At 35.1% G+C, this 18,916-nt stretch carries 33 protein-coding genes; all 33 read left to right on the top strand.

The annotated features are described in order from the left end of the window. Window positions 1-367: 367 nt before the first annotated feature. The 33 genes from rpsL (at window position 368) to carA (ending at window position 18,900) form a co-directional block, all read left to right on the top strand. Window positions 368-751, top strand: a complete 384-nt coding sequence (gene rpsL, locus LNP19_RS01945; RefSeq protein ID WP_022828353.1) for a 30S ribosomal protein S12 — start codon at window positions 368-370, stop codon at window positions 749-751. A 106-nt stretch (window positions 752-857) separates the two neighbouring features. Continuing rightward, the gene (rpsG, locus tag LNP19_RS01940) at window positions 858-1,334 is read left to right on the top strand and encodes a 30S ribosomal protein S7 (protein ID WP_026707019.1); all 477 of its coding nucleotides are present in this window, start codon (window positions 858-860) and stop codon (window positions 1,332-1,334) included. A gap of 11 nt (window positions 1,335-1,345) precedes the next feature. After that, window positions 1,346-3,502, top strand: a complete 2,157-nt coding sequence (gene fusA / locus LNP19_RS01935) for an elongation factor G (RefSeq protein WP_230063100.1) — start codon at window positions 1,346-1,348, stop codon at window positions 3,500-3,502. 11 nt (window positions 3,503-3,513) lie between these two features. Then, on the top strand, window positions 3,514-3,819 hold the full coding sequence (rpsJ, locus tag LNP19_RS01930) for a 30S ribosomal protein S10 (RefSeq protein ID WP_007803605.1): 306 nt from the start codon (window positions 3,514-3,516) through the stop codon (window positions 3,817-3,819). 153 nt (window positions 3,820-3,972) lie between these two features. Continuing rightward, entirely contained in the window at window positions 3,973-4,590 is a 618-nt protein-coding gene (gene rplC / locus LNP19_RS01925) for a 50S ribosomal protein L3 (RefSeq protein ID WP_230063099.1), read from the top strand. Continuing rightward, window positions 4,590-5,219: a 50S ribosomal protein L4 gene (rplD, locus tag LNP19_RS01920; protein WP_230063098.1), complete on the top strand. Its 630-nt coding sequence runs from the start codon at window positions 4,590-4,592 to the stop codon at window positions 5,217-5,219. Before rplC ends, rplD begins: the two co-directional genes overlap by 1 nt. Window positions 5,220-5,225: 6 nt before the next feature. Then, a complete protein-coding gene (gene rplW / locus LNP19_RS01915; protein ID WP_230063097.1) occupies window positions 5,226-5,516 on the top strand; it encodes a 50S ribosomal protein L23 in 291 nt (96 codons plus the stop codon). Window positions 5,517-5,525: 9 nt separating this feature from the next. Further along, complete coding sequence (rplB, locus tag LNP19_RS01910) at window positions 5,526-6,350, top strand: 50S ribosomal protein L2 (RefSeq protein ID WP_173967238.1); 825 nt, start codon at window positions 5,526-5,528, stop codon at window positions 6,348-6,350. Between the two features lie 6 nt (window positions 6,351-6,356). Further along, on the top strand, window positions 6,357-6,635 hold the full coding sequence (gene rpsS, locus LNP19_RS01905) for a 30S ribosomal protein S19 (protein WP_024981511.1): 279 nt from the start codon (window positions 6,357-6,359) through the stop codon (window positions 6,633-6,635). Window positions 6,636-6,641: 6 nt separating this feature from the next. Next, window positions 6,642-7,052 carry a 50S ribosomal protein L22 gene (gene rplV / locus LNP19_RS01900; protein ID WP_072945399.1) on the top strand — a complete coding sequence of 137 codons (411 nt, stop codon included), beginning with the start codon at window positions 6,642-6,644 and terminating at the stop codon, window positions 7,050-7,052. A 6-nt stretch (window positions 7,053-7,058) separates the two neighbouring features. Further along, the gene (rpsC, locus tag LNP19_RS01895; RefSeq protein WP_230063096.1) at window positions 7,059-7,808 is read left to right on the top strand and encodes a 30S ribosomal protein S3; all 750 of its coding nucleotides are present in this window, start codon (window positions 7,059-7,061) and stop codon (window positions 7,806-7,808) included. An 18-nt stretch (window positions 7,809-7,826) separates the two neighbouring features. Next, a complete protein-coding gene (gene rplP / locus LNP19_RS01890) occupies window positions 7,827-8,252 on the top strand; it encodes a 50S ribosomal protein L16 (protein WP_066313233.1) in 426 nt (141 codons plus the stop codon). Window positions 8,253-8,265: 13 nt separating this feature from the next. Next, window positions 8,266-8,457: a 50S ribosomal protein L29 gene (rpmC, locus tag LNP19_RS01885; RefSeq protein WP_047774317.1), complete on the top strand. Its 192-nt coding sequence runs from the start codon at window positions 8,266-8,268 to the stop codon at window positions 8,455-8,457. 17 nt (window positions 8,458-8,474) lie between these two features. Next, window positions 8,475-8,735, top strand: a complete 261-nt coding sequence (gene rpsQ, locus LNP19_RS01880; RefSeq protein WP_026706247.1) for a 30S ribosomal protein S17 — start codon at window positions 8,475-8,477, stop codon at window positions 8,733-8,735. Between the two features lie 2 nt (window positions 8,736-8,737). Continuing rightward, complete coding sequence (rplN, locus tag LNP19_RS01875; protein ID WP_072945394.1) at window positions 8,738-9,106, top strand: 50S ribosomal protein L14; 369 nt, start codon at window positions 8,738-8,740, stop codon at window positions 9,104-9,106. An 11-nt stretch (window positions 9,107-9,117) separates the two neighbouring features. Beyond that, complete coding sequence (gene rplX / locus LNP19_RS01870; protein WP_072945392.1) at window positions 9,118-9,432, top strand: 50S ribosomal protein L24; 315 nt, start codon at window positions 9,118-9,120, stop codon at window positions 9,430-9,432. Window positions 9,433-9,434: 2 nt separating this feature from the next. Continuing rightward, the gene (rplE, locus tag LNP19_RS01865; protein ID WP_230063095.1) at window positions 9,435-9,986 is read left to right on the top strand and encodes a 50S ribosomal protein L5; all 552 of its coding nucleotides are present in this window, start codon (window positions 9,435-9,437) and stop codon (window positions 9,984-9,986) included. Window positions 9,987-9,989: 3 nt separating this feature from the next. Next, window positions 9,990-10,259, top strand: coding sequence for a 30S ribosomal protein S14 (rpsN, locus tag LNP19_RS01860; protein ID WP_026707007.1), 270 nt, complete (start codon window positions 9,990-9,992; stop codon window positions 10,257-10,259). 98 nt (window positions 10,260-10,357) lie between these two features. Then, entirely contained in the window at window positions 10,358-10,756 is a 399-nt protein-coding gene (gene rpsH / locus LNP19_RS01855; protein ID WP_072945389.1) for a 30S ribosomal protein S8, read from the top strand. A 15-nt stretch (window positions 10,757-10,771) separates the two neighbouring features. Next, the gene (gene rplF / locus LNP19_RS01850) at window positions 10,772-11,314 is read left to right on the top strand and encodes a 50S ribosomal protein L6 (protein WP_072945387.1); all 543 of its coding nucleotides are present in this window, start codon (window positions 10,772-10,774) and stop codon (window positions 11,312-11,314) included. Window positions 11,315-11,325: 11 nt separating this feature from the next. Next, window positions 11,326-11,676: a 50S ribosomal protein L18 gene (rplR, locus tag LNP19_RS01845; RefSeq protein WP_230063094.1), complete on the top strand. Its 351-nt coding sequence runs from the start codon at window positions 11,326-11,328 to the stop codon at window positions 11,674-11,676. Between the two features lie 6 nt (window positions 11,677-11,682). After that, window positions 11,683-12,207 (top strand): 30S ribosomal protein S5, encoded by a 525-nt coding sequence (gene rpsE, locus LNP19_RS01840; RefSeq protein ID WP_072945384.1) that lies wholly within the window; start codon window positions 11,683-11,685, stop codon window positions 12,205-12,207. A 12-nt stretch (window positions 12,208-12,219) separates the two neighbouring features. Further along, window positions 12,220-12,402, top strand: coding sequence for a 50S ribosomal protein L30 (rpmD, locus tag LNP19_RS01835; RefSeq protein ID WP_026707002.1), 183 nt, complete (start codon window positions 12,220-12,222; stop codon window positions 12,400-12,402). Window positions 12,403-12,413: 11 nt separating this feature from the next. Beyond that, window positions 12,414-12,866 carry a 50S ribosomal protein L15 gene (gene rplO / locus LNP19_RS01830; RefSeq protein WP_230063093.1) on the top strand — a complete coding sequence of 151 codons (453 nt, stop codon included), beginning with the start codon at window positions 12,414-12,416 and terminating at the stop codon, window positions 12,864-12,866. Window positions 12,867-12,877: 11 nt separating this feature from the next. Beyond that, the gene (gene secY / locus LNP19_RS01825) at window positions 12,878-14,224 is read left to right on the top strand and encodes a preprotein translocase subunit SecY (protein WP_230063092.1); all 1,347 of its coding nucleotides are present in this window, start codon (window positions 12,878-12,880) and stop codon (window positions 14,222-14,224) included. A 4-nt stretch (window positions 14,225-14,228) separates the two neighbouring features. After that, on the top strand, window positions 14,229-14,444 hold the full coding sequence (gene infA, locus LNP19_RS01820; RefSeq protein WP_007136545.1) for a translation initiation factor IF-1: 216 nt from the start codon (window positions 14,229-14,231) through the stop codon (window positions 14,442-14,444). 12 nt (window positions 14,445-14,456) lie between these two features. Beyond that, complete coding sequence (gene ykgO / locus LNP19_RS01815) at window positions 14,457-14,573, top strand: type B 50S ribosomal protein L36 (RefSeq protein WP_072945378.1); 117 nt, start codon at window positions 14,457-14,459, stop codon at window positions 14,571-14,573. A 2-nt stretch (window positions 14,574-14,575) separates the two neighbouring features. Next, window positions 14,576-14,950: a 30S ribosomal protein S13 gene (rpsM, locus tag LNP19_RS01810; protein ID WP_230063091.1), complete on the top strand. Its 375-nt coding sequence runs from the start codon at window positions 14,576-14,578 to the stop codon at window positions 14,948-14,950. An 8-nt stretch (window positions 14,951-14,958) separates the two neighbouring features. Further along, the gene (rpsK, locus tag LNP19_RS01805) at window positions 14,959-15,342 is read left to right on the top strand and encodes a 30S ribosomal protein S11 (RefSeq protein WP_024981527.1); all 384 of its coding nucleotides are present in this window, start codon (window positions 14,959-14,961) and stop codon (window positions 15,340-15,342) included. Window positions 15,343-15,431: 89 nt separating this feature from the next. Then, window positions 15,432-16,037 (top strand): 30S ribosomal protein S4, encoded by a 606-nt coding sequence (gene rpsD, locus LNP19_RS01800; protein WP_072945374.1) that lies wholly within the window; start codon window positions 15,432-15,434, stop codon window positions 16,035-16,037. 21 nt (window positions 16,038-16,058) lie between these two features. Then, entirely contained in the window at window positions 16,059-17,051 is a 993-nt protein-coding gene (locus tag LNP19_RS01795) for a DNA-directed RNA polymerase subunit alpha (protein WP_230063090.1), read from the top strand. A gap of 63 nt (window positions 17,052-17,114) precedes the next feature. Beyond that, window positions 17,115-17,603: a 50S ribosomal protein L17 gene (gene rplQ, locus LNP19_RS01790; protein ID WP_072945370.1), complete on the top strand. Its 489-nt coding sequence runs from the start codon at window positions 17,115-17,117 to the stop codon at window positions 17,601-17,603. 196 nt (window positions 17,604-17,799) lie between these two features. After that, window positions 17,800-18,900, top strand: coding sequence for a glutamine-hydrolyzing carbamoyl-phosphate synthase small subunit (carA, locus tag LNP19_RS01785; protein WP_230063089.1), 1,101 nt, complete (start codon window positions 17,800-17,802; stop codon window positions 18,898-18,900). The last annotated feature ends 16 nt before the right edge of the window (window positions 18,901-18,916 follow it).

Here is an 18,916-nt window from a genome sequence, read left to right as displayed (position 1 = left end):
ATTTCTTGTTTAAGTGTTTTTTTTATGTTAAAATAGTATGCTTTTACTGGTGTTGTTTTTTTTTAGATTTTTGTTTCGTGTGTTTTGTTTTGATTTTTTTATTAACTTTTTTTTAACCTTTTAATTAGTTGTTGGTTTTGTTTTTAATTTTTGAATGAACTACTGTTGTTTGGTATGTTTAATTTTAGGCAATTGGTTTTTGGAATTGTTGTTTAGGTTGTGTTGTTGTGGGGGTTAAAAATGAAAAAATAAACAACCTTGTTGAAAATTAATAGATTAACGTTTGTGGGGTAAAAAATAATTTATACATTTGCAACCCCGTAAAAAGCGGGAATTAAATATACATAATAAATTTTTAGTATTAATTATGCCAACAATTCAACAATTAGTAAGAACAGGAAGAACTCAGATGACTAAGAAGAGTAAATCGGTTGCTTTAGATTCTTGTCCTCAAAGAAGAGGGGTTTGTACGCGTGTTTACACTACAACACCAAAAAAACCAAACTCTGCAATGCGTAAAGTAGCGCGTGTACGTTTGACAAATGGTAATGAAGTGAATGCTTACATCCCTGGAGAAGGACACAATTTACAAGAGCACTCGATAGTATTAGTTAGGGGTGGAAGGGTAAAAGATTTACCAGGAGTTAGGTATCACATCGTTCGTGGTGCGCTTGATACGTCAGGAGTAGCAGGAAGAACGCAAAGGAGATCTAAGTATGGTGCTAAGCGCCCAAAAGAAGCAAAAAAGTAATTTAAAAATGTTAACAGTTAGAGGTTAGGAGTTAGTAGTTGGATTCGAAAGTTGAAAACGTATAACATTTAACGGATGACCTGTAACTTTTTATTAAAAAAAAGACATGAGAAAAAGAGCGGCAAAGAAAAGACCACTTTTACCAGATCCAAGGTTTAATGACCAGTTGGTAACGCGTTTTGTGAATAACTTAATGTGGGACGGTAAGAAATCAACAGCTTTTAAAGTTTTTTATGATGCAATTGACATTATAGAGGCTAAAAAGCAAGATGCAGAAAAACCATCATTAGAAATATGGAAAGATGCTTTAACTAATGTTATGCCTCACGTAGAAGTACGTAGTCGTAGAGTAGGTGGAGCTACATTTCAAATTCCGATGCAAATTAGACCAGACCGTAAGATTTCTATGGCAATGAAGTGGTTGATACTTTATTCTAGAAGAAGAAATGAAAAATCTATGGCTCAAAGGTTGGCTTCAGAGTGTTTAGCTGCGGCTAAAGAAGAAGGAGCGGCTGTTAAGAAAAGAATGGATACTCACAAAATGGCAGAGGCTAATAAAGCGTTCTCTCACTTTAGATTTTAATTCATAAAGAAATGGCTAGAGATTTAAAATATACAAGAAATATAGGAATTGCTGCTCATATTGATGCTGGTAAAACAACAACAACAGAGCGTATTCTTTTTTATACTGGTAAGACACATAAGCTTGGGGAAGTACATAATGGTGCTTCTACAATGGACTGGATGGAACAAGAAGCGGAAAGAGGTATTACTATTACATCTGCTGCTACTACTTGTGAGTGGAATTTTCCAACTGAGCAAGGTAAAGTGTTGCCGGAATCAAAACCGTACCACTTTAATATTATTGATACCCCAGGTCACGTTGATTTTACTGTAGAGGTAAATCGTTCATTACGTGTACTTGATGGGTTGGTTTTCTTGTTTAGTGCTGTTGATGGTGTTGAGCCTCAATCTGAAACTAACTGGAGACTTGCAGATCAGTATAGAGTGCCTCGTATGGGGTTTGTGAATAAAATGGACCGTCAAGGTTCTAACTTTTTGAATGTATGTCAACAAGTTAGAGATATGTTGAAGTCTAATGCTGTTGCGATCACTTTGCCGATTGGTGAGGAGAATGATTTCAAAGGTGTGGTTGATTTGGTAAAAAATCAGGCTATTATTTGGCATGATGAAACTCAAGGAGCTACTTTTGATATTGTGCCTATCCCTGAGGATATGCTTGCTGATGTAAAAGAGTATCGTTCAACGCTTATTGAGGCGGTTGCTGATTACGATGAGAATCTTTTAGATAAGTACATGGAGGATGAAAGCTCTATTACTGAAGAGGAGATTAATAAAGCGTTGAGAGCGGCTACTATTGATATGGCTATTATTCCTATGCTTTGTGGTTCTTCTTTTAAAAATAAAGGAGTTCAATTCATGTTAGATGCAGTATGTAAGTACTTGCCGTCTCCAATGGATAAAGAAGGTATTGAAGGGATTCACCCTGATGATGCTGAGTTATTAGAGGAAGATCAAAGAAAGATTTTGCGTAAGCCAGATGTTAAGGAGCCGTTTGCTGCTTTGGCATTTAAGATTGCTACTGATCCATTTGTTGGTCGTTTAGCTTTCTTCCGTGCTTATTCAGGTCGTTTAGATGCGGGTTCTTATATATTGAATACGCGTTCAGGTAATAAAGAAAGAATTTCTCGTATTTATCAGATGCACGCTAACAAGCAAAATCCAATCGAATATATCGAGGCTGGAGATATTGCTGCGGCAGTAGGATTTAAGGATATCAAGACTGGGGATACTATGTGTGATGAAAAACACCCAATTATCTTAGAAAGTATGAAATTCCCTGCGCCAGTAATTGGTATTGCGATTGAGCCTAAAACTAAAGCTGACGTAGATAAAATGGGTATGGCTTTGGCTAAATTAGCTGAAGAAGATCCTACATTTACTGTTAGAACAGATGAGGCTTCGGGTCAAACGATTATCTCAGGTATGGGTGAGCTTCACTTAGATATATTAGTTGACCGTATGAAACGTGAATTTAGAGTGGAAGTAAACCAAGGTGAGCCTCAAGTTGAATACAAAGAAGCTTTTACAAGATCTGCTACGCATAGAGAAACATACAAAAAACAATCAGGAGGTCGTGGTAAATTCGGTGATATCGTATTTACACTTGAGCCAGCTGACGAGGTTGATGGTAAAGTTCCTGTAGGATTGCAGTTTGTTAATGCTGTTAAAGGTGGTAACGTTCCTAAGGAATATATTCCATCTGTAGAAAAAGGTTTCCGTGAAGCTATGAAAACGGGTCCTTTGGCAGGATACCAAGTGGATAGTTTGAAAGTAACTTTGACTGACGGATCTTTCCACCCTGTGGATTCTGATGCTCTTTCTTTTGAATTAGCAGCAAGAATGGGGTATAGAGAAGTCGCTAAAGCTGCAGGAGCTGTTATCCTTGAGCCAATCATGAAAATGGAAGTTATTACACCAGAAGAAAACATGGGAGATATCGTAGGTGATATTAACCGTCGTAGAGGTCAGGTGAATGATATGGGTGATAGAAATGGTGCGAAAACTATTAAAGCAGATGTGCCTTTATCGGAAATGTTTGGTTATGTTACCACATTAAGAACACTTTCGTCTGGTAGAGCAACTTCTACAATGGAATTTTCACACTATGCGGAAACTCCTTCTAATATTTCAGAAGCAGTAATCAAAAAAGCAAAAGGAAACGCTTAATCTTTAAGAAAATGAGTCAAAAAATCAGAATAAAATTAAAATCTTACGATCACATGTTGGTAGATAAGTCTGCTGAAAAGATCGTGAAAACAGTAAAAACTACTGGTGCGGTTGTAACAGGTCCAATTCCATTACCAACTCACAAAAAACTTTTTACAGTACTACGTTCTCCTCACGTTAACAAAAAAGCGAGAGAGCAATTTGAAGTAATGTCATACAAGAGATTGATTGATATTTATTCATCTTCATCTAAAACTATTGATGCTTTAATGAAATTAGAATTGCCTAGTGGAGTTGAAGTAGAGATCAAAGTTTAAGGATTTACTTAAGAGTAAAAAGGGCACTTTGTTTAAGTGGAAACTTTTTTTGGATTGTGTGTAAATAAGTTATACTTTTGCACCACTTTAAAAATGGGGTTCACTTAAATGATGTGTTCTATTTTTATATTTAATAATTAATAATTAATATTTATGTCTGGGTTAATTGGTAGAAAAATCGGCATGACTAGTATTTTCGACGAGAACGGGAAGAATATTCCTTGTACAGTAATCGAAGCTGGACCATGCGTTGTTACCCAAGTCAGAACCAAAGGTGTTGACGGGTATGAAGCGTTGCAACTTGGTTTCGATGACAAAAACGAGAAACATTCCACAAAAGCGGCTTTAGGTCACTTTGAAAAAGCGGGAACTGTTGCTAAGAAAAAAGTCGTTGAATTCCAAGATTTTGCAACTGAACAAAAATTAGGAGATCTTATTGATGTTTCTATTTTTGCTGAAGGAGAATTTGTAGATGTACAAGGTGTATCTAAAGGTAAAGGTTTTCAAGGGGTTGTTAAACGTCACGGTTTTGGTGGTGTTGGACAAGCAACTCATGGTCAGCACAACCGTTTGAGAGCGCCGGGTTCTGTAGGAGCTTCTTCTTATCCATCTAGAGTATTCAAAGGAATGCGTATGGCTGGACGTATGGGAGGAGATAATGTAAAAGTTCAAAACCTTAGAGTTTTAAAAGTAGTTGCTGAAAAGAATCTACTTGTTATAAAAGGATGTGTTCCTGGTCATAACAACTCTTATGTAATCATTCAGAAGTAATGGAAGTAAAAGTATTAGATTTCAACGGAAAAGATACTGGAAGAAAAGTACAACTTTCTGATTCAGTATTCGCAATTGAACCAAACAATCACGCTGTATATCTTGATGTTAAGCAATATCTTGCTAATCAAAGACAAGGAACGCACAAGGCTAAAGAAAGAGCTGAAGTAGCGGGAAGTACACGTAAGATTAAAAAACAAAAAGGAACAGGTACTGCTCGTGCGGGGTCTGCAAAAAACCCTTTGTTTAAAGGTGGTGGAACAGTTTTTGGACCAAGACCAAGAAGTTATTCATTTAAATTGAATAAAAACTTGAAACGTTTGGCTAGAAAATCTGCTTTCTCTATAAAAGCAAAAGAATCAAACATTATCGTTCTTGAAGACTTTAATTTTGAAACTCCAAACACTAAAAATTTCATTAACGTTTTGAAAGCTTTAGAGTTAGAAAATAAAAAATCACTATTTGTGTTGGGCGATGTTAATAAAAATGTATATTTGTCGTCACGCAATTTAAAGGCATCTAATGTTGTAAGTAGCTTAGAATTAAGCACTTATGCTATATTAAATGCTAATAATTTAGTGCTTTTGGAGAGTTCTTTGGAAGTAATTGAAGAAAATTTAAGTAAATAATAGGATATGAGCATCATAATTAAACCTATAGTAACGGAAAAAGTAACCAAAGAAAGTGAAGTTTTAAACCGCTTCGGATTCGTAGTTAACAAAAAAGCAAATAAAGTTGAGATTAAGAAAGCTGTTGAAGCTGCTTATGGAGTAACTATTTTGAGTGTTAACACGATGAACGTAAGACCGGATAGAACTACAAAATACACTAAAAGTGGTTTGATCAGTGGAAAGACGAATGCAATCAAAAAAGCAATTGTTCAAGTACAAGAAGGAGAAACAATTGATTTTTACAACAAAATCTAAGATAGAAAGATGTCAGTAAGAAAATTAAAACCTATTACCCCAGGTCAGCGATTTAGAGTTGTGAATGGTTATGACGCCATTACAACTGATAAGCCGGAACGCTCTTTGATAGCGCCGATAAAAAACTCTGGAGGTAGAAATAGTCAAGGAAAGATGACCATGCGTTATACGGGTGGTGGTCACAAGCAGAGATATCGTATTATTGATTTCAAACGTACAAAGGATGGAATTCCTGCTACTGTGAAATCTATTGAATACGATCCAAATCGTACTGCGTTTATCGCTCTATTGGCTTATGCTGATGGTGAGAAAACTTATATTATTGCTCAAAACGGATTGAAAGTTGGTCAGAAATTAGTTTCTGGTCCAGAATCTCAACCTGAAATTGGTAATACATTGCCTTTAAGCAGAATTCCTTTGGGAACTGTTATTTCTTGTATTGAGTTGCGTCCAGGTCAAGGTGCGGTAATCGCTCGTTCTGCTGGAACATTTGCTCAATTAATGGCAAGAGATGGAAAATATGCTACAATTAAAATGCCTTCTGGTGAAACAAGATTGATCTTGTTAACTTGTTCTGCTACTATTGGAGCTGTATCTAATTCTGACCACCAATTAGTTGTATCTGGAAAAGCAGGTAGAACAAGATGGTTAGGTAGAAGACCTAGAACAAGACCTGTTGCAATGAACCCTGTCGATCATCCAATGGGTGGTGGTGAAGGACGTTCTTCTGGTGGACATCCACGTTCAAGAAATGGAATACCAGCTAAAGGTTATAGAACTCGTTCTAAGAAAAACCCGAGTAATAAGTATATCGTAGAACGTAGAAAGAAATAATAAGATATGGCACGTTCATTAAAAAAAGGACCTTTCGTTCATTATAAGTTAGAAAAGAAAGTTGAAGAAAACATCGCAGGTGGAAATAAAGGAGTGGTTAAGACTTGGTCTAGAGCTTCTATGATTACTCCAGACTTTGTTGGACAAACTATCGCAGTTCATAACGGTCGTCAATTTGTACCAGTTTACGTAACAGAAAACATGGTGGGTCACAAATTAGGAGAATTTTCACCAACTAGATCTTTTAGAGGTCATGCTGGAGCAAAAAATAAAGGTAAAAAATAAGAAGCAATGGGAGTTCGTAAAAGAGAAACAGCAGATGCGAGAAAAGAGGCTAATAAGTCTATTGCTTTCGCAAAATTGAATAACTGCCCTACTTCACCTAGAAAAATGCGCTTAGTAGCGGACTTGGTAAGAGGTCAGAAGGTAGAAAGAGCACTTAACATCTTGAGATTTAGTTCTAAAGAAGCTTCAAGAAAATTAGAAAAACTATTATTATCTGCAATCAACAACTGGGAGCAAAAAAATAGTGAAGCTAGTTTAGAAGAAGCTGGTTTATTTGTTAAGGAGATCAGAGTAGATGGTGGAATGATGTTGAAAAGACTTCGTCCAGCTCCACAAGGTCGTGCACACAGAATTAGAAAACGTTCTAATCACGTAACAATCGTGTTGGGATCTATTAATAACACACAAGCAATTTAATACAAGATGGGACAAAAGACAAATCCAATTGGAAATAGACTTGGTATCATCAGAGGATGGGACTCAAACTGGTATGGTGGAAATGATTATGGTGATAAACTTGCCGAAGATCACAAAATCAGAAAGTATATCCATGCTCGTTTATCAAAAGCTAGTGTATCTAAAGTAATCATCGAGAGAACTTTGAAACTTGTAACCGTTACTATCACTACTGCTAGACCTGGTATCATTATCGGAAAAGGTGGACAAGAGGTAGACAAGTTAAAAGAAGAACTTAAGAAAATTACTGACAAAGAGGTTCAAATCAACATCTTTGAAATCAAAAGACCTGAACTTGATGCTTATTTAGTTGCAACAAGTATCTGTCGTCAAATTGAAAGCAGAATTTCTTACAGACGTGCAATTAAAATGGCTATTGCTGCTTCTATGCGTATGAACGCTGAAGGTATCAAAGTTTTAATTTCTGGTCGTTTGAATGGAGCTGAGATGGCACGTTCAGAAGGTTTCAAAGAAGGAAGGATTCCTCTATCAACTTTCAGAGCCGATATTGATTATGCATTAGCTGAGGCGCATACTACTTATGGTAGAATGGGTATCAAAGTGTGGATCATGAAAGGTGAAGTTTACGGAAAGAGAGATCTTTCTCCGCTTGCTGGAATGGATAAGAAACAATCTGGCGGAAAAGGTGGAGATGCTCCTCGTGGCAAATCTAACTTTAATAAAGGTGGAAAACCAGACGCTCGTAAAAGAAAGTAATTTTTAAATTAAAGAAAAATGTTACAGCCTAAAAGAACAAAATACCGTAAGGTACAAAAAGGTAAAATGAAAGGGAACTCTAATAGAGGGCATGAACTTTCTAATGGAATGTTTGGTATTAAATCTGTACATGAAGATGGAATGTTTTTAACTTCTCGTCAAATAGAGGCAGCGCGTATCGCTGCAACTCGTTTCATGAAAAGAGAGGGACAATTATGGATCAAAATATTTCCAGACAAACCAATTACTAAGAAACCTCTTGAGGTACGTATGGGTAAAGGTAAAGGAGCAGTTGAGTATTGGGCTGCCGTTGTTAAACCCGGAAGAATTATGTTTGAAGTTGGAGGAGTTCCTTTGTCAGTTGCTAAAGAGGCGTTACGTCTTGCAGCTCAAAAGCTTCCAGTAAAAACTAAATTCGTTGTTGCTAGAGATTTCGAAGCATAATCTATATTATATTATGAAACAATCAGAAATAAAAGATCTTTCTGCAGCGGAGTTGCAAGAAAAGCTTAGCCAGACTAAGAAAACATATGCTGACCTAAAAATGGCTCATGCAATATCTCCAATTGAGAATCCACTTCAAATTAGAAGTGTAAGAAGAACAGTTGCAAGATTGGCTACAGAGCTAACTAAAAGAGAATTGCAATAATTGTAATCTGCTGAAAGATGGAAGAAAAAAGAAATTTAAGAAAAGAGAGAATTGGTGTTGTAACGTCAAACAAAATGGATAAGTCCATTGTTGTTGCACAAGTTACTAAAGTAAAACACCCATTATACGGTAAGTTCGTGTTGAAAACAAAGAAATTTGTTGCACATGACGAAACAAACGACTGTAACATTGGAGATACTGTAAGAATTAGCGAAACGCGTCCTTTAAGTAAATCAAAATGTTGGAGATTAGTTGAAATCCTAGAAAGAGCTAAATAATTATGGTACAACAAGAATCAAGACTAAAAGTAGCAGATAACACAGGAGCTAAAGAAGTTTTAACTATCCGTGTTTTAGGAGGTACCAAAAGAAGGTATGCCTCTGTTGGTGACAAGATTGTAGTATCTATAAAAGATACAACTCCTAACGGAAGCGTTAAAAAAGGAGCTGTTTCAACTGCAGTTGTTGTGCGTACCAAAAAAGAAGTGAGAAGAGCTGATGGTTCTTATATCCGTTTCGATGATAATGCATGTGTTCTTTTGAATGCTGCAGGAGAAATGAGAGGAACTCGTGTTTTTGGTCCGGTAGCAAGAGAACTTCGTGAAAAACAATTCATGAAAATTGTATCATTAGCACCAGAAGTGCTTTAATTCGTTATAAGATGATAAAGCTAAAAATAAAAACAGGAGATATCGTAAGAGTTATTGCAGGAGACCATAAAGGTGCCGAAGGTAAAGTTTTACGTGTTGACCGTGAGAAAAACAAAGCGATTGTTGAAGGTGTAAACATGGTTTCTAAACATACGAAACCTAGTGCGAAAAGCCCTCAAGGTGGTATCGTAAAAAAAGAAGCTTCTATACAAATTTCTAACATATCTTTAATTGATCCTAAAACTAAGGAAGCAACTAGAGTTGGAATTAGAGTTGAAGGAGATAAGAAAGTAAGATTTTCAAAAAAATCTAATCAAGTACTATAGTAATGGCGTATATACCTAGACTAAAAGAGGAATATAAGAGTAGAGTTATCTCTGCTCTTAAAGAGGAGTACGGATACATAAACGTAATGGAAGTTCCAAAATTGGAAAAAATCGTTTTGAGCCGTGGAGTTGGAGCAGCAGTTTCTGATAAAAAATTGATTGACTATGCAGTTGATGAATTGACAAAAATTACTGGTCAAAAAGCAGTTTCTACAATCTCTAAGAAAGACGTTGCGTCTTTCAAATTGAGAAAAGGAATGCCTATTGGAGCAAAAGTTACTTTGCGTGGAGAAAGAATGTATGAGTTTTTAGATAGGCTTATCACTTCTGCTTTACCACGCGTAAGAGATTTCAGCGGAATCAAAGCTACTGGTTTTGATGGAAGAGGAAACTATAACCTTGGTGTTTTGGAGCAAATCATTTTCCCAGAAATTGATATTGATAAAGTAAACAAAATATCAGGTATGGATATAACTTTTGTTACTACTGCTAAGACAGATAAAGAAGCAAAATCACTATTGGCTGAATTAGGTTTACCTTTTAAAAAGAATTAAGATATGGCTAAAGAATCAATGAAAGCCCGTGAGGTTAAGAGAGAAAAAACGGTAGCTAAGTATGCTGAGAAAAGAAAAGCTTTGTTAGAAGCTGGAGATTTCGTAGGTTTGCAAAAATTACCGAAAAACGCTTCTCCTGTTCGTTTGCACAATCGTTGTAAATTGACGGGTAGACCTAGAGGTTATATGCGTCAATTTGGTATTTCACGTGTAACATTTCGTGAAATGGCAAATAACGGATTAATCCCAGGTGTTAAAAAAGCATCTTGGTAGACAGTAACTTAGTTACGTCAATACAAACACATTTATAAATTGGTTAAAGGTTCATAGGATGAGTATCCTATGAAAACCATAACCGCAAATTAATACATATGTATACAGATCCTATTGCAGATTATTTAACAAGAGTTAGAAACGCTGTGGCAGCAAACCACAAAGTTGTCGAAATTCCTGCATCTAATCTAAAAAAAGAAATAACTAAGATCTTATTTGATCAAGGTTATATCTTAAGTTACAAATTTGAAGACAACGCTGTTCAGGGTTCAATCAAAATTGCTTTGAAGTATGATAAAGATACTAAAGAGTCAGTAATTAAAGATATCCAAAGAATTAGTAAACCAGGTTTGCGTAAATATTCAAGTTCTGCTTCTATTCCAAGAATCCTTAACGGATTAGGAATTGCTATTGTTTCTACATCAAAAGGTTTGATGACTGGAAAGAAAGCCAAACAACTTAACGTTGGTGGAGAAGTAATTTGTTACGTATACTAATAAAAAGACTATAAGATGTCAAGAATAGGTAAAAATCCAATTGTAATCCCTGCTGGTGTAACTGTAGAAGTTAAAGACGGTATTATTACAGTAAAAGGAAAAAATGGTCAACTTACACAGGAGTTTTCGGACGTTACTGTAACAGTTGAAGACGGTCAGGTTCAAGTAGACAGATCGTCTGATCACAAAGACCAAAGAGCAAAACACGGTTTGTACAGATCTTTAATCAATAATATGATTGTTGGTGTAACTGATGGCTTTACAAAATCTTTAGAATTGGTAGGAGTAGGTTATAGAGCTTCTAATCAAGGACAAAAATTAGATTTAGCGCTTGGATTTTCTCATAATATTGTTTTAGAAATTGCTCCAGAAGTAACTTTAGAAACGATATCTGAAAAAGGTAAAAACCCAATTGTTAAGTTAACATCGTTTGATAAACAACTTTTAGGTCAGGTTGCGGCAAAAATTAGAGGTTTCCGTAAGCCAGAACCTTACAAAGGAAAAGGTGTTAAATTTGTAGGTGAAGTATTAAGAAGAAAAGCAGGTAAATCAGCTTAAAAAATAAGATTATGTCATTAACAAAACCTGAAAGAAGACAGAGAATTAGATTCAGAATCAGAAAAACAATTAGCGGTACTGCTGCTAATCCAAGACTGTCTGTATTTAGAAGTAACAAAGAAATTTACGCTCAACTTATTGATGATGTAAATGGAGTTACTATATTAGCTGCTTCTTCAAGAGAAAAAGAGATAGGTAAAGGTACGAACGTGGAAATCGCTGCAGCTGTTGGAAAACTTGTTGCAGAGAAAGCGTTAAAAGCTGGGATAGATGTGGTAACTTTCGATAGAGGAGGTTATTTGTATCACGGTCGTATTAAATCATTAGCGGAAGGCGCAAGAGCGGCTGGACTTAAATTCTAATATATTATGTCTAATAAATACAAGAATGTAGAGTTAGTAAAACCAAGTGGTCTTGAATTAAAAGATCGTTTGGTGAGTGTGAATCGTGTTACTAAAGTTACAAAAGGGGGTAGAGCTTTCGGTTTTTCTGCTATTGTAGTTGTAGGTGATGAAAATGGTGTTGTTGGTCATGGATTAGGAAAATCTAAAGACGTTTCTGAAGCAATTGCGAAAGCAGTAGAAGATGCAAAGAAAAATTTAGTAAAAATTCCTTTGAACGGACAATCAGTTCCTCACGAACAAAAAGGAAAATTTGGTGGTGCACGTGTGTTTTTAATTCCTGCGTCTCATGGTACAGGAGTTATTGCTGGTGGAGCTGTTCGTTCAGTTCTTGAGTCAGTAGGTATTCACGATGTATTATCTAAATCTCAAGGATCATCAAATCCTCACAACGTAGTGAAAGCAACTTTTGATGCTTTATTACAAATGAGAAGTGCTCACACTGTTGCAAAACAAAGAGGAGTATCTTTAGAGAAAGTTTTTAAAGGTTAATTCAAGGAAATTATGGCTAAATTATTAGTAAAACAAGTTAGAAGTAAAATCAACTGTCCACTTGATCAAAAAAGAGGATTAGAGGCTTTAGGTCTACGTAAAATGGGTCAGGTTGTAGAGCATGACTCAAACCCTGCAATCCTTGGGATGATAAACAAAGTTAAACACTTAGTTTCTGTTGAAGAAGCTAAATAACACATACTGTTATGAATTTAAGTAACTTACAACCAGCTGAAGGGTCAACGCACAATCAAAATAAAAGATTAGGTAGAGGAGAAGGTTCTGGAAAAGGTGGTACCGCTGCACGTGGACACAAAGGAGCAAAATCTCGTTCTGGTTATTCTAAAAAGATTGGTTTTGAAGGTGGACAAATGCCACTTCAAAGACGTGTACCTAAGTTTGGTTTTACAAACATCAATCGTAAAGAATACGAAGGTGTTAATCTTGATACACTTCAATTATTAGTGGATAATGGTCAGATTACAGATACTGTTGATATGACAGTTTTTGTTGCTAACCGTTTGGCTACTAAAAATGAAATCGTTAAGATTTTAGGAAGAGGAGAATTGACTGCGAAATTAAAAGTAACTGCTCACAAATTTACTGCTACTGCAAAAGCTGCTATTGAAGCTGCTGGTGGAGAGGCTGTAACAATATAATTTTTCAATTTATGAAGAAATTTATTGAATCAATAAGTAATGTTTGGAAAATCGAGGAACTAAAAAACAGAATCCTAATCACATTAGGTCTGCTTTTAGTTTATCGATTTGGAGCACATGTTACGCTTCCGGGTATCGATGCAACACAATTAGCTAATCTAGCTGGCCAAACCCAAAGTGGTATCGGATCCATCTTAGATATGTTTACTGGTGGAGCATTTTCTCAAGCGTCAGTTTTTGCCTTAGGAATTATGCCTTACATTTCGGCATCTATTGTGGTTCAGCTTATGGGAATTGCTATTCCTTATTTGCAAAAACTTCAAAATGATGGAGAAAGCGGTAGAAAAAAGATTAATCAGATTACACGTTGGTTAACTATTGTAATTACTTTAGTTCAAGGTCCAACTTATATCTATAATCTATATAGAACTTTACCTGGTAGTGCATTTTTATTAGGGTTTAATTCTTTTGAATTCTTATTTTCTTCAGTAATTATCTTAGTTACAGGTACTATTTTTGCCATGTGGTTGGGAGAAAAGATAACTGATAAAGGAATTGGAAATGGTATATCGCTTTTGATTATGGTAGGTATACTTGCAAGATTTCCTCAAGCATTTATACAAGAATTTACAACAAGAGTTACAAATAACAACGGTGGACCAATGTTATTGGTTATCGAGATTATTATATGGCTTTTGGTTATTATTGCCTGTGTTTTATTGACTATGGCAATACGAAAAATACCAGTTCAGTACGCTCGTCGTACAACATCAGGTGATTTTGAACAAGATATGATGGGGGGGAATAGACAATGGATTCCGTTGAAGCTTAATGCTTCTGGTGTTATGCCTATTATTTTTGCTCAGGCAATTATGTTTATTCCTGCTGCATTAGCTGGTTTATCAAAGTCAGATGCTTCACAATCTATTGTTGGTGCTTTTAGTAATATGTTCGGGTTTTGGTATAATCTTGTTTTTGCAACTTTAATAGTTGTATTTACTTACTTTTATACTGCGATTACCGTTCCTACTAATAAGATGTCTGATGATTTGAAAAGAAGCGGAGGATTTATTCCAGGTGTTAGACCAGGAGTAGAAACTTCTGATTTTCTTGATAAAGTGATGTCTTTGATTACTTTCCCAGGATCTTTATTTCTAGCTTTAATAGCTGTGTTCCCAGCGATTATTGTAAGTCTTATGGATGTTCAACAATCTTGGGCAATGTTTTTTGGAGGTACCTCATTAATAATTATGGTTGGTGTCGCTATAGATACAATTCAGCAAATTAATTCATATTTGTTAAACAAACATTATGATGGTTTAATGAAAAGTGGTAAAAATAGAAAAGCAGTAGCTTAATTTTATGGCAAAACAATCAGCAATAGAACAAGACGGATCCATAATTGAAGCATTATCAAATGCTATGTTCCGTGTGGAGTTAGAAAACGGACATATTGTAATTGCTCATATTTCTGGTAAAATGCGTATGCATTACATCAAATTATTACCTGGTGATAAAGTGAAACTAGAGATGAGTCCTTATGATTTGTCAAAAGCAAGAATTACTTATAGATATTAAAGGATATTCACAATGAAAGTTAGAGCATCAGTAAAAAAGAGAAGTCCCGAGTGCATTATTGTGCGTAGAAAAGGGAGATTGTACGTTATAAACAAAAAGAATCCTAGATTTAAACAAAGACAAGGATAATTATGGCAAGAATAGCAGGGGTTGATATCCCGAAAAATAAGAGAGGTGTTATAGCACTTACCTATATCTTTGGATTAGGAAAAAGTAGAGCTATTGAGATTTTAGATAAAGCTCAAGTTAGCCAAGACAAAAAAGTTCAAGACTGGAATGATGACGAGATCGGAGCAATTCGTGAAGCTGTTGGAGTTTTTAAAATTGAAGGAGAATTGCGTTCTGAAGTTTCTTTAAACATCAAACGTTTAATGGATATTGGATGTTACAGAGGTATTCGTCATAGAACTGGTCTTCCTTTAAGAGGACAAAGAACTAAGAATAACTCTAGAACTAGAAAAGGTAAAAGAAAAACTGTTGCTAACAAGAAAAAAGCAACTAAATAATAAGTAATATGGCTAAAGCAACTGCAAAAAAACGTAAAGTTATCGTTGAATCAACGGGAGAAGCTCATATTTCTGCTACCTTCAATAACATCATCATTTCTTTGACAAACAAAAAAGGTGAAGTTATTTCTTGGTCTTCAGCTGGTAAGATGGGTTTTAGAGGTTCTAAAAAGAATACTCCATACGCAGCTCAAATGGCAGCAGAAGATTGTAGTAAAGTAGCTCTTGAAGCTGGATTGAAAAAAGTTAAGGTTTATGTAAAAGGACCAGGAAACGGACGTGAGTCTGCGATTCGTTCTTTGCATAATGGTGGAATTGAAGTGACTGAAATTATCGACGTTACTCCAATGCCTCACAACGGATGTCGTCCTCCAAAAAGACGTAGAGTTTAATAATTTAATTTAAGTATAACTAGGTAGAATAACGATTATCGAAGGATTTGACCTGAATTCATAATCTCTACCTTAATTAATTCATAGAAATGGCAAGATATACTGGTCCAAAAACTAGAATTGCTCGTAAATTTGGCGAGGCAATTTTCGGAGATGACAAAGCTTTCGAAAAAAGAAATTATCCACCTGGACAACACGGGATGGCTAAAAAAAGAGGTAAAAAATCTGAATATGCAATCCAGTTAATGGAAAAGCAAAAAGCTAAATATTCTTATGGAATTTTAGAAAAACAATTCAGAGGTTTATTTAAAAAAGCATCAGCTACTAAAGGTGTTACTGGTGAGGTTCTTTTACAATTATGTGAAGCAAGATTAGATAACGTTGTTTTTAGAATGGGTATTGCTCCTTCTAGAAGAGGTGCTAGACAGCTTGTTTCTCACAGACATATTACCGTAAATGGCGATGTTGTAAATATTGCTTCTTACCACCTTAAACCTGGTGATAAAGTTGCAGTTCGTGAAAAATCTAAGTCATTAGAAGCTATCGAACGTTCTTTATCTAATTCAAGTCATGTTTATGAATGGATTACTTGGAATAATGACGTTAAAGAGGGTACTTTTGTTACTGTACCAGCTAGACTTCAAATTCCAGAAAACATTAAAGAACAATTAATCGTAGAGTTGTACAACAAATAATAATTGACTTAGTCGAAATTTATGGCAATATTTAATTTTCAGAAGCCCGATAAAGTTATCATGATCGATTCAACCGATTTTGAAGGTAAATTTGAATTTAGACCTTTAGAACCGGGTTATGGATTGACTGTTGGTAATGCACTTAGAAGAGTTTTGCTTTCAGCATTAGAAGGTTATGCAATTACATCTGTTCGCATAGAAGGTGTAGATCATGAGTTTTCTACTATTTCAGGAGTTGTTGAAGATGTTACCGAAATCATTCTTAATCTTAAACAAGTACGTTTCAAACGTCAAATTGAAGATATAGATAGCGAAGCAGTTACTGTTTCTATTTCTGGAAAAGATCAATTAACAGCTGGTGATTTTCAAAAATTCCTTTCAGGTTTCCAAGTTTTGAATCCAGAACTTGTGATCTGTAATTTAGACAGTAAAATCAAACTGAATATCGATTTAACAATCGAAAAAGGTAGAGGATATGTTCCTGCTGAGGAGAACAAAAAACAAAATGCTGCAATTGGAACTATTTTTACGGATTCTATTTTTACTCCGGTAAAGAACGTAAAATACGCCATTGAAAACTTCCGTGTAGAGCAAAAAACAGATTATGAAAAATTAGTTTTTGAAATAAAAACTGATGGATCCATCAATCCTAAAGACGCTCTTACTGAAGCTGCTAAAGTTTTAATTCACCATTTCATGTTATTCTCTGACGAAAGGATTACACTCGAGGCTGATGAAATCGCACAAACAGAATCGTATGATGAGGAATCATTACACATGAGACAATTGCTTAAAACTAAGCTTGTTGATATGGATTTGTCTGTAAGAGCATTAAATTGTTTGAAAGCGGCTGAAGTTGATACACTTGGTGATTTAGTATCGTTCAATAAAAATGACCTAATGAAATTCCGTAATTTCGGTAAAAAATCTTTAACTGAGCTAGATGAACTTGTAGCTATTAAAAATTTGAACTTCGGTATGGATTTAGCAAAATACAAACTAGATAAAGAATAAATTACTTCATATTTTGATCTCCAAAATGGATAGTATCAAGATGAAAGTATAAAAAAACACGTCATGAGACACGGAAAAAAATTCAATCACTTAAGCAGACAGACTGCACATAGAAAATCTATGTTGGCTAATATGGCTTGTTCTCTTATCGAGCACAAACGTATTAACACTACTGTTGCTAAAGCAAAAGCACTTAAACAATTTGTTGAGCCGCTTATAACAAAATCTAAAAATGATACGACTCACAATCGTCGTATCGTTTTTGCTTACTTACGTAGTAAATATGCTGTAACTGACTTGTTCAGAGATGTAGCTGCTAAAGTAGGAGATCGTCCAGGTGGATACACTCGTATTATTAAAGTTGGAAATCGTTTAGGAGATAATGCTGATATGGCAATGATCGAATTGGTAGATTTCAATGAACTTTACAATGGCGGTAAAAAAGAAGTTAAAAAAGCAAAAAGCCGTCGTGGTGGAAAAGCTAAGAAAGCTGATGAAGCTACTGAGGCTCCAGTTGCTGAAACTGAAACTACTACAGACGCTGCTGAATAGTTATGAGAATAATCATTCAATAAGAATTAAGGATAAACTATTAATAGTTTATCCTTTTTTTTTGATTTTTTTGGAGCAAAATATCAAAAAGGAATGGTATGTAGCTCCTGCTGATTAATACTTTTATTTATAATAAAAATTAAAAGTTTGCATCCATTATATTAATGAATTAAATTTGCACAATATTTAACTATACATGAAATATACAACACGACAAAGTGCCATACTTTTACTAAGTGATGGAACAATTTTTCACGGAAAATCGATAGGAATCAGCGGAACTACTTTTGGTGAAGTTTGTTTCAATACCGGTATGACGGGATATCAGGAGATTTTTACCGATCCTTCTTATTTTGGTCAAATTATGGTGGCAACAAATACGCACATTGGTAATTATGGAGTAAATGAAAAGGAAGTAGAATCTGATGGGATTAAAATCTCAGGCTTGGTTTGTAAAAACTTCAGTTTCAATTATTCAAGAGAAGATGCTTCTGGAAGTTTAGAGGATTATTTTATAAAGCATAATCTGATTTGCATATCCGATGTTGATACTAGAGCATTAGTGAGTTATATTCGCGATAACGGAGCTATGAATGCGGTTATTTGTACCGATGGAACATCAGTAGAAGATTTAAAAGCGGCATTAGCAAATGTTCCGGATATGAAAGGATTGGAACTAGCTTCAAAAGTTTCAACTAAAGAACCTTACTTCTTCGGGAATGAGGATGCAACATATAAAATATCAGCTTTAGATTTAGGTATTAAAACTAATATACTTCGTAATCTAGCCAAAAGAGATTGTTATATTAAAGTTTTTCCTTTTGATGCCACTTATCAAGAAATGGACTCTTTTAATCCGGATGGTTTTTTCTTGTCTAATGGACCTGGAGATCCAGAACCGCTTTCAAGCGCAATTGAAGTGGCAAAAGAAATCTTAGCAAACAATAAACCCTTATTTGGTATCTGTTTAGGGCATCAAGTAATTGGTTTGGCAAATGGAGTATCTACTTATAAAATGTTCAACGGGCATAGAGGGATTAACCATCCGGTGAAAAATATAATTTCTGGAAAAGGGGAAATCACATCGCAGAATCATGGTTTTGCAGTAAATAAAGAAGAACTAGACAATCATCCTGATTTAGAGATCACACATCTTCATCTTAATGACGGTACTGTTGCGGGTATGAGAATGAAAAACAAAAATTGTTTCTCTGTTCAATACCATCCGGAAGCAAGTCCTGGACCACATGACTCCTCTTACTTATTTGATCAATTTATTGAGAATATAAAAGGGTAATAGTTATTTAGGTAAT

Source organism: Flavobacterium acetivorans, assembly GCF_020911885.1.
Classification (GTDB): domain Bacteria; phylum Bacteroidota; class Bacteroidia; order Flavobacteriales; family Flavobacteriaceae; genus Flavobacterium; species Flavobacterium acetivorans.
The sequence above is the reverse complement of the archived record's forward strand: the minus strand, read 5'-3'. Positions and strand labels throughout refer to the sequence as shown.

Bases quoted from the DNA above. Each gene is read 5' to 3' on its own strand.
- rpsL (WP_022828353.1), top strand. From the start codon at position 368: ATGCCAACAATTCAACAATTAGTAAGAACAGGAAGAACTCAGATGACT.
- rpsG (WP_026707019.1), top strand. From the start codon at position 858: ATGAGAAAAAGAGCGGCAAAGAAAAGACCACTTTTACCAGATCCAAGG.
- fusA (WP_230063100.1), top strand. From the start codon at position 1,346: ATGGCTAGAGATTTAAAATATACAAGAAATATAGGAATTGCTGCTCAT.
- rpsJ (WP_007803605.1), top strand. From the start codon at position 3,514: ATGAGTCAAAAAATCAGAATAAAATTAAAATCTTACGATCACATGTTG.
- rplC (WP_230063099.1), top strand. From the start codon at position 3,973: ATGTCTGGGTTAATTGGTAGAAAAATCGGCATGACTAGTATTTTCGAC.
- rplD (WP_230063098.1), top strand. From the start codon at position 4,590: ATGGAAGTAAAAGTATTAGATTTCAACGGAAAAGATACTGGAAGAAAA.
- rplW (WP_230063097.1), top strand. From the start codon at position 5,226: ATGAGCATCATAATTAAACCTATAGTAACGGAAAAAGTAACCAAAGAA.
- rplB (WP_173967238.1), top strand. From the start codon at position 5,526: ATGTCAGTAAGAAAATTAAAACCTATTACCCCAGGTCAGCGATTTAGA.
- rpsS (WP_024981511.1), top strand. From the start codon at position 6,357: ATGGCACGTTCATTAAAAAAAGGACCTTTCGTTCATTATAAGTTAGAA.
- rplV (WP_072945399.1), top strand. From the start codon at position 6,642: ATGGGAGTTCGTAAAAGAGAAACAGCAGATGCGAGAAAAGAGGCTAAT.
- rpsC (WP_230063096.1), top strand. From the start codon at position 7,059: ATGGGACAAAAGACAAATCCAATTGGAAATAGACTTGGTATCATCAGA.
- rplP (WP_066313233.1), top strand. From the start codon at position 7,827: ATGTTACAGCCTAAAAGAACAAAATACCGTAAGGTACAAAAAGGTAAA.
- rpmC (WP_047774317.1), top strand. From the start codon at position 8,266: ATGAAACAATCAGAAATAAAAGATCTTTCTGCAGCGGAGTTGCAAGAA.
- rpsQ (WP_026706247.1), top strand. From the start codon at position 8,475: ATGGAAGAAAAAAGAAATTTAAGAAAAGAGAGAATTGGTGTTGTAACG.
- rplN (WP_072945394.1), top strand. From the start codon at position 8,738: ATGGTACAACAAGAATCAAGACTAAAAGTAGCAGATAACACAGGAGCT.
- rplX (WP_072945392.1), top strand. From the start codon at position 9,118: ATGATAAAGCTAAAAATAAAAACAGGAGATATCGTAAGAGTTATTGCA.
- rplE (WP_230063095.1), top strand. From the start codon at position 9,435: ATGGCGTATATACCTAGACTAAAAGAGGAATATAAGAGTAGAGTTATC.
- rpsN (WP_026707007.1), top strand. From the start codon at position 9,990: ATGGCTAAAGAATCAATGAAAGCCCGTGAGGTTAAGAGAGAAAAAACG.
- rpsH (WP_072945389.1), top strand. From the start codon at position 10,358: ATGTATACAGATCCTATTGCAGATTATTTAACAAGAGTTAGAAACGCT.
- rplF (WP_072945387.1), top strand. From the start codon at position 10,772: ATGTCAAGAATAGGTAAAAATCCAATTGTAATCCCTGCTGGTGTAACT.
- rplR (WP_230063094.1), top strand. From the start codon at position 11,326: ATGTCATTAACAAAACCTGAAAGAAGACAGAGAATTAGATTCAGAATC.
- rpsE (WP_072945384.1), top strand. From the start codon at position 11,683: ATGTCTAATAAATACAAGAATGTAGAGTTAGTAAAACCAAGTGGTCTT.
- rpmD (WP_026707002.1), top strand. From the start codon at position 12,220: ATGGCTAAATTATTAGTAAAACAAGTTAGAAGTAAAATCAACTGTCCA.
- rplO (WP_230063093.1), top strand. From the start codon at position 12,414: ATGAATTTAAGTAACTTACAACCAGCTGAAGGGTCAACGCACAATCAA.
- secY (WP_230063092.1), top strand. From the start codon at position 12,878: ATGAAGAAATTTATTGAATCAATAAGTAATGTTTGGAAAATCGAGGAA.
- infA (WP_007136545.1), top strand. From the start codon at position 14,229: ATGGCAAAACAATCAGCAATAGAACAAGACGGATCCATAATTGAAGCA.
- ykgO (WP_072945378.1), top strand. From the start codon at position 14,457: ATGAAAGTTAGAGCATCAGTAAAAAAGAGAAGTCCCGAGTGCATTATT.
- rpsM (WP_230063091.1), top strand. From the start codon at position 14,576: ATGGCAAGAATAGCAGGGGTTGATATCCCGAAAAATAAGAGAGGTGTT.
- rpsK (WP_024981527.1), top strand. From the start codon at position 14,959: ATGGCTAAAGCAACTGCAAAAAAACGTAAAGTTATCGTTGAATCAACG.
- rpsD (WP_072945374.1), top strand. From the start codon at position 15,432: ATGGCAAGATATACTGGTCCAAAAACTAGAATTGCTCGTAAATTTGGC.
- LNP19_RS01795 (WP_230063090.1), top strand. From the start codon at position 16,059: ATGGCAATATTTAATTTTCAGAAGCCCGATAAAGTTATCATGATCGAT.
- rplQ (WP_072945370.1), top strand. From the start codon at position 17,115: ATGAGACACGGAAAAAAATTCAATCACTTAAGCAGACAGACTGCACAT.
- carA (WP_230063089.1), top strand. From the start codon at position 17,800: ATGAAATATACAACACGACAAAGTGCCATACTTTTACTAAGTGATGGA.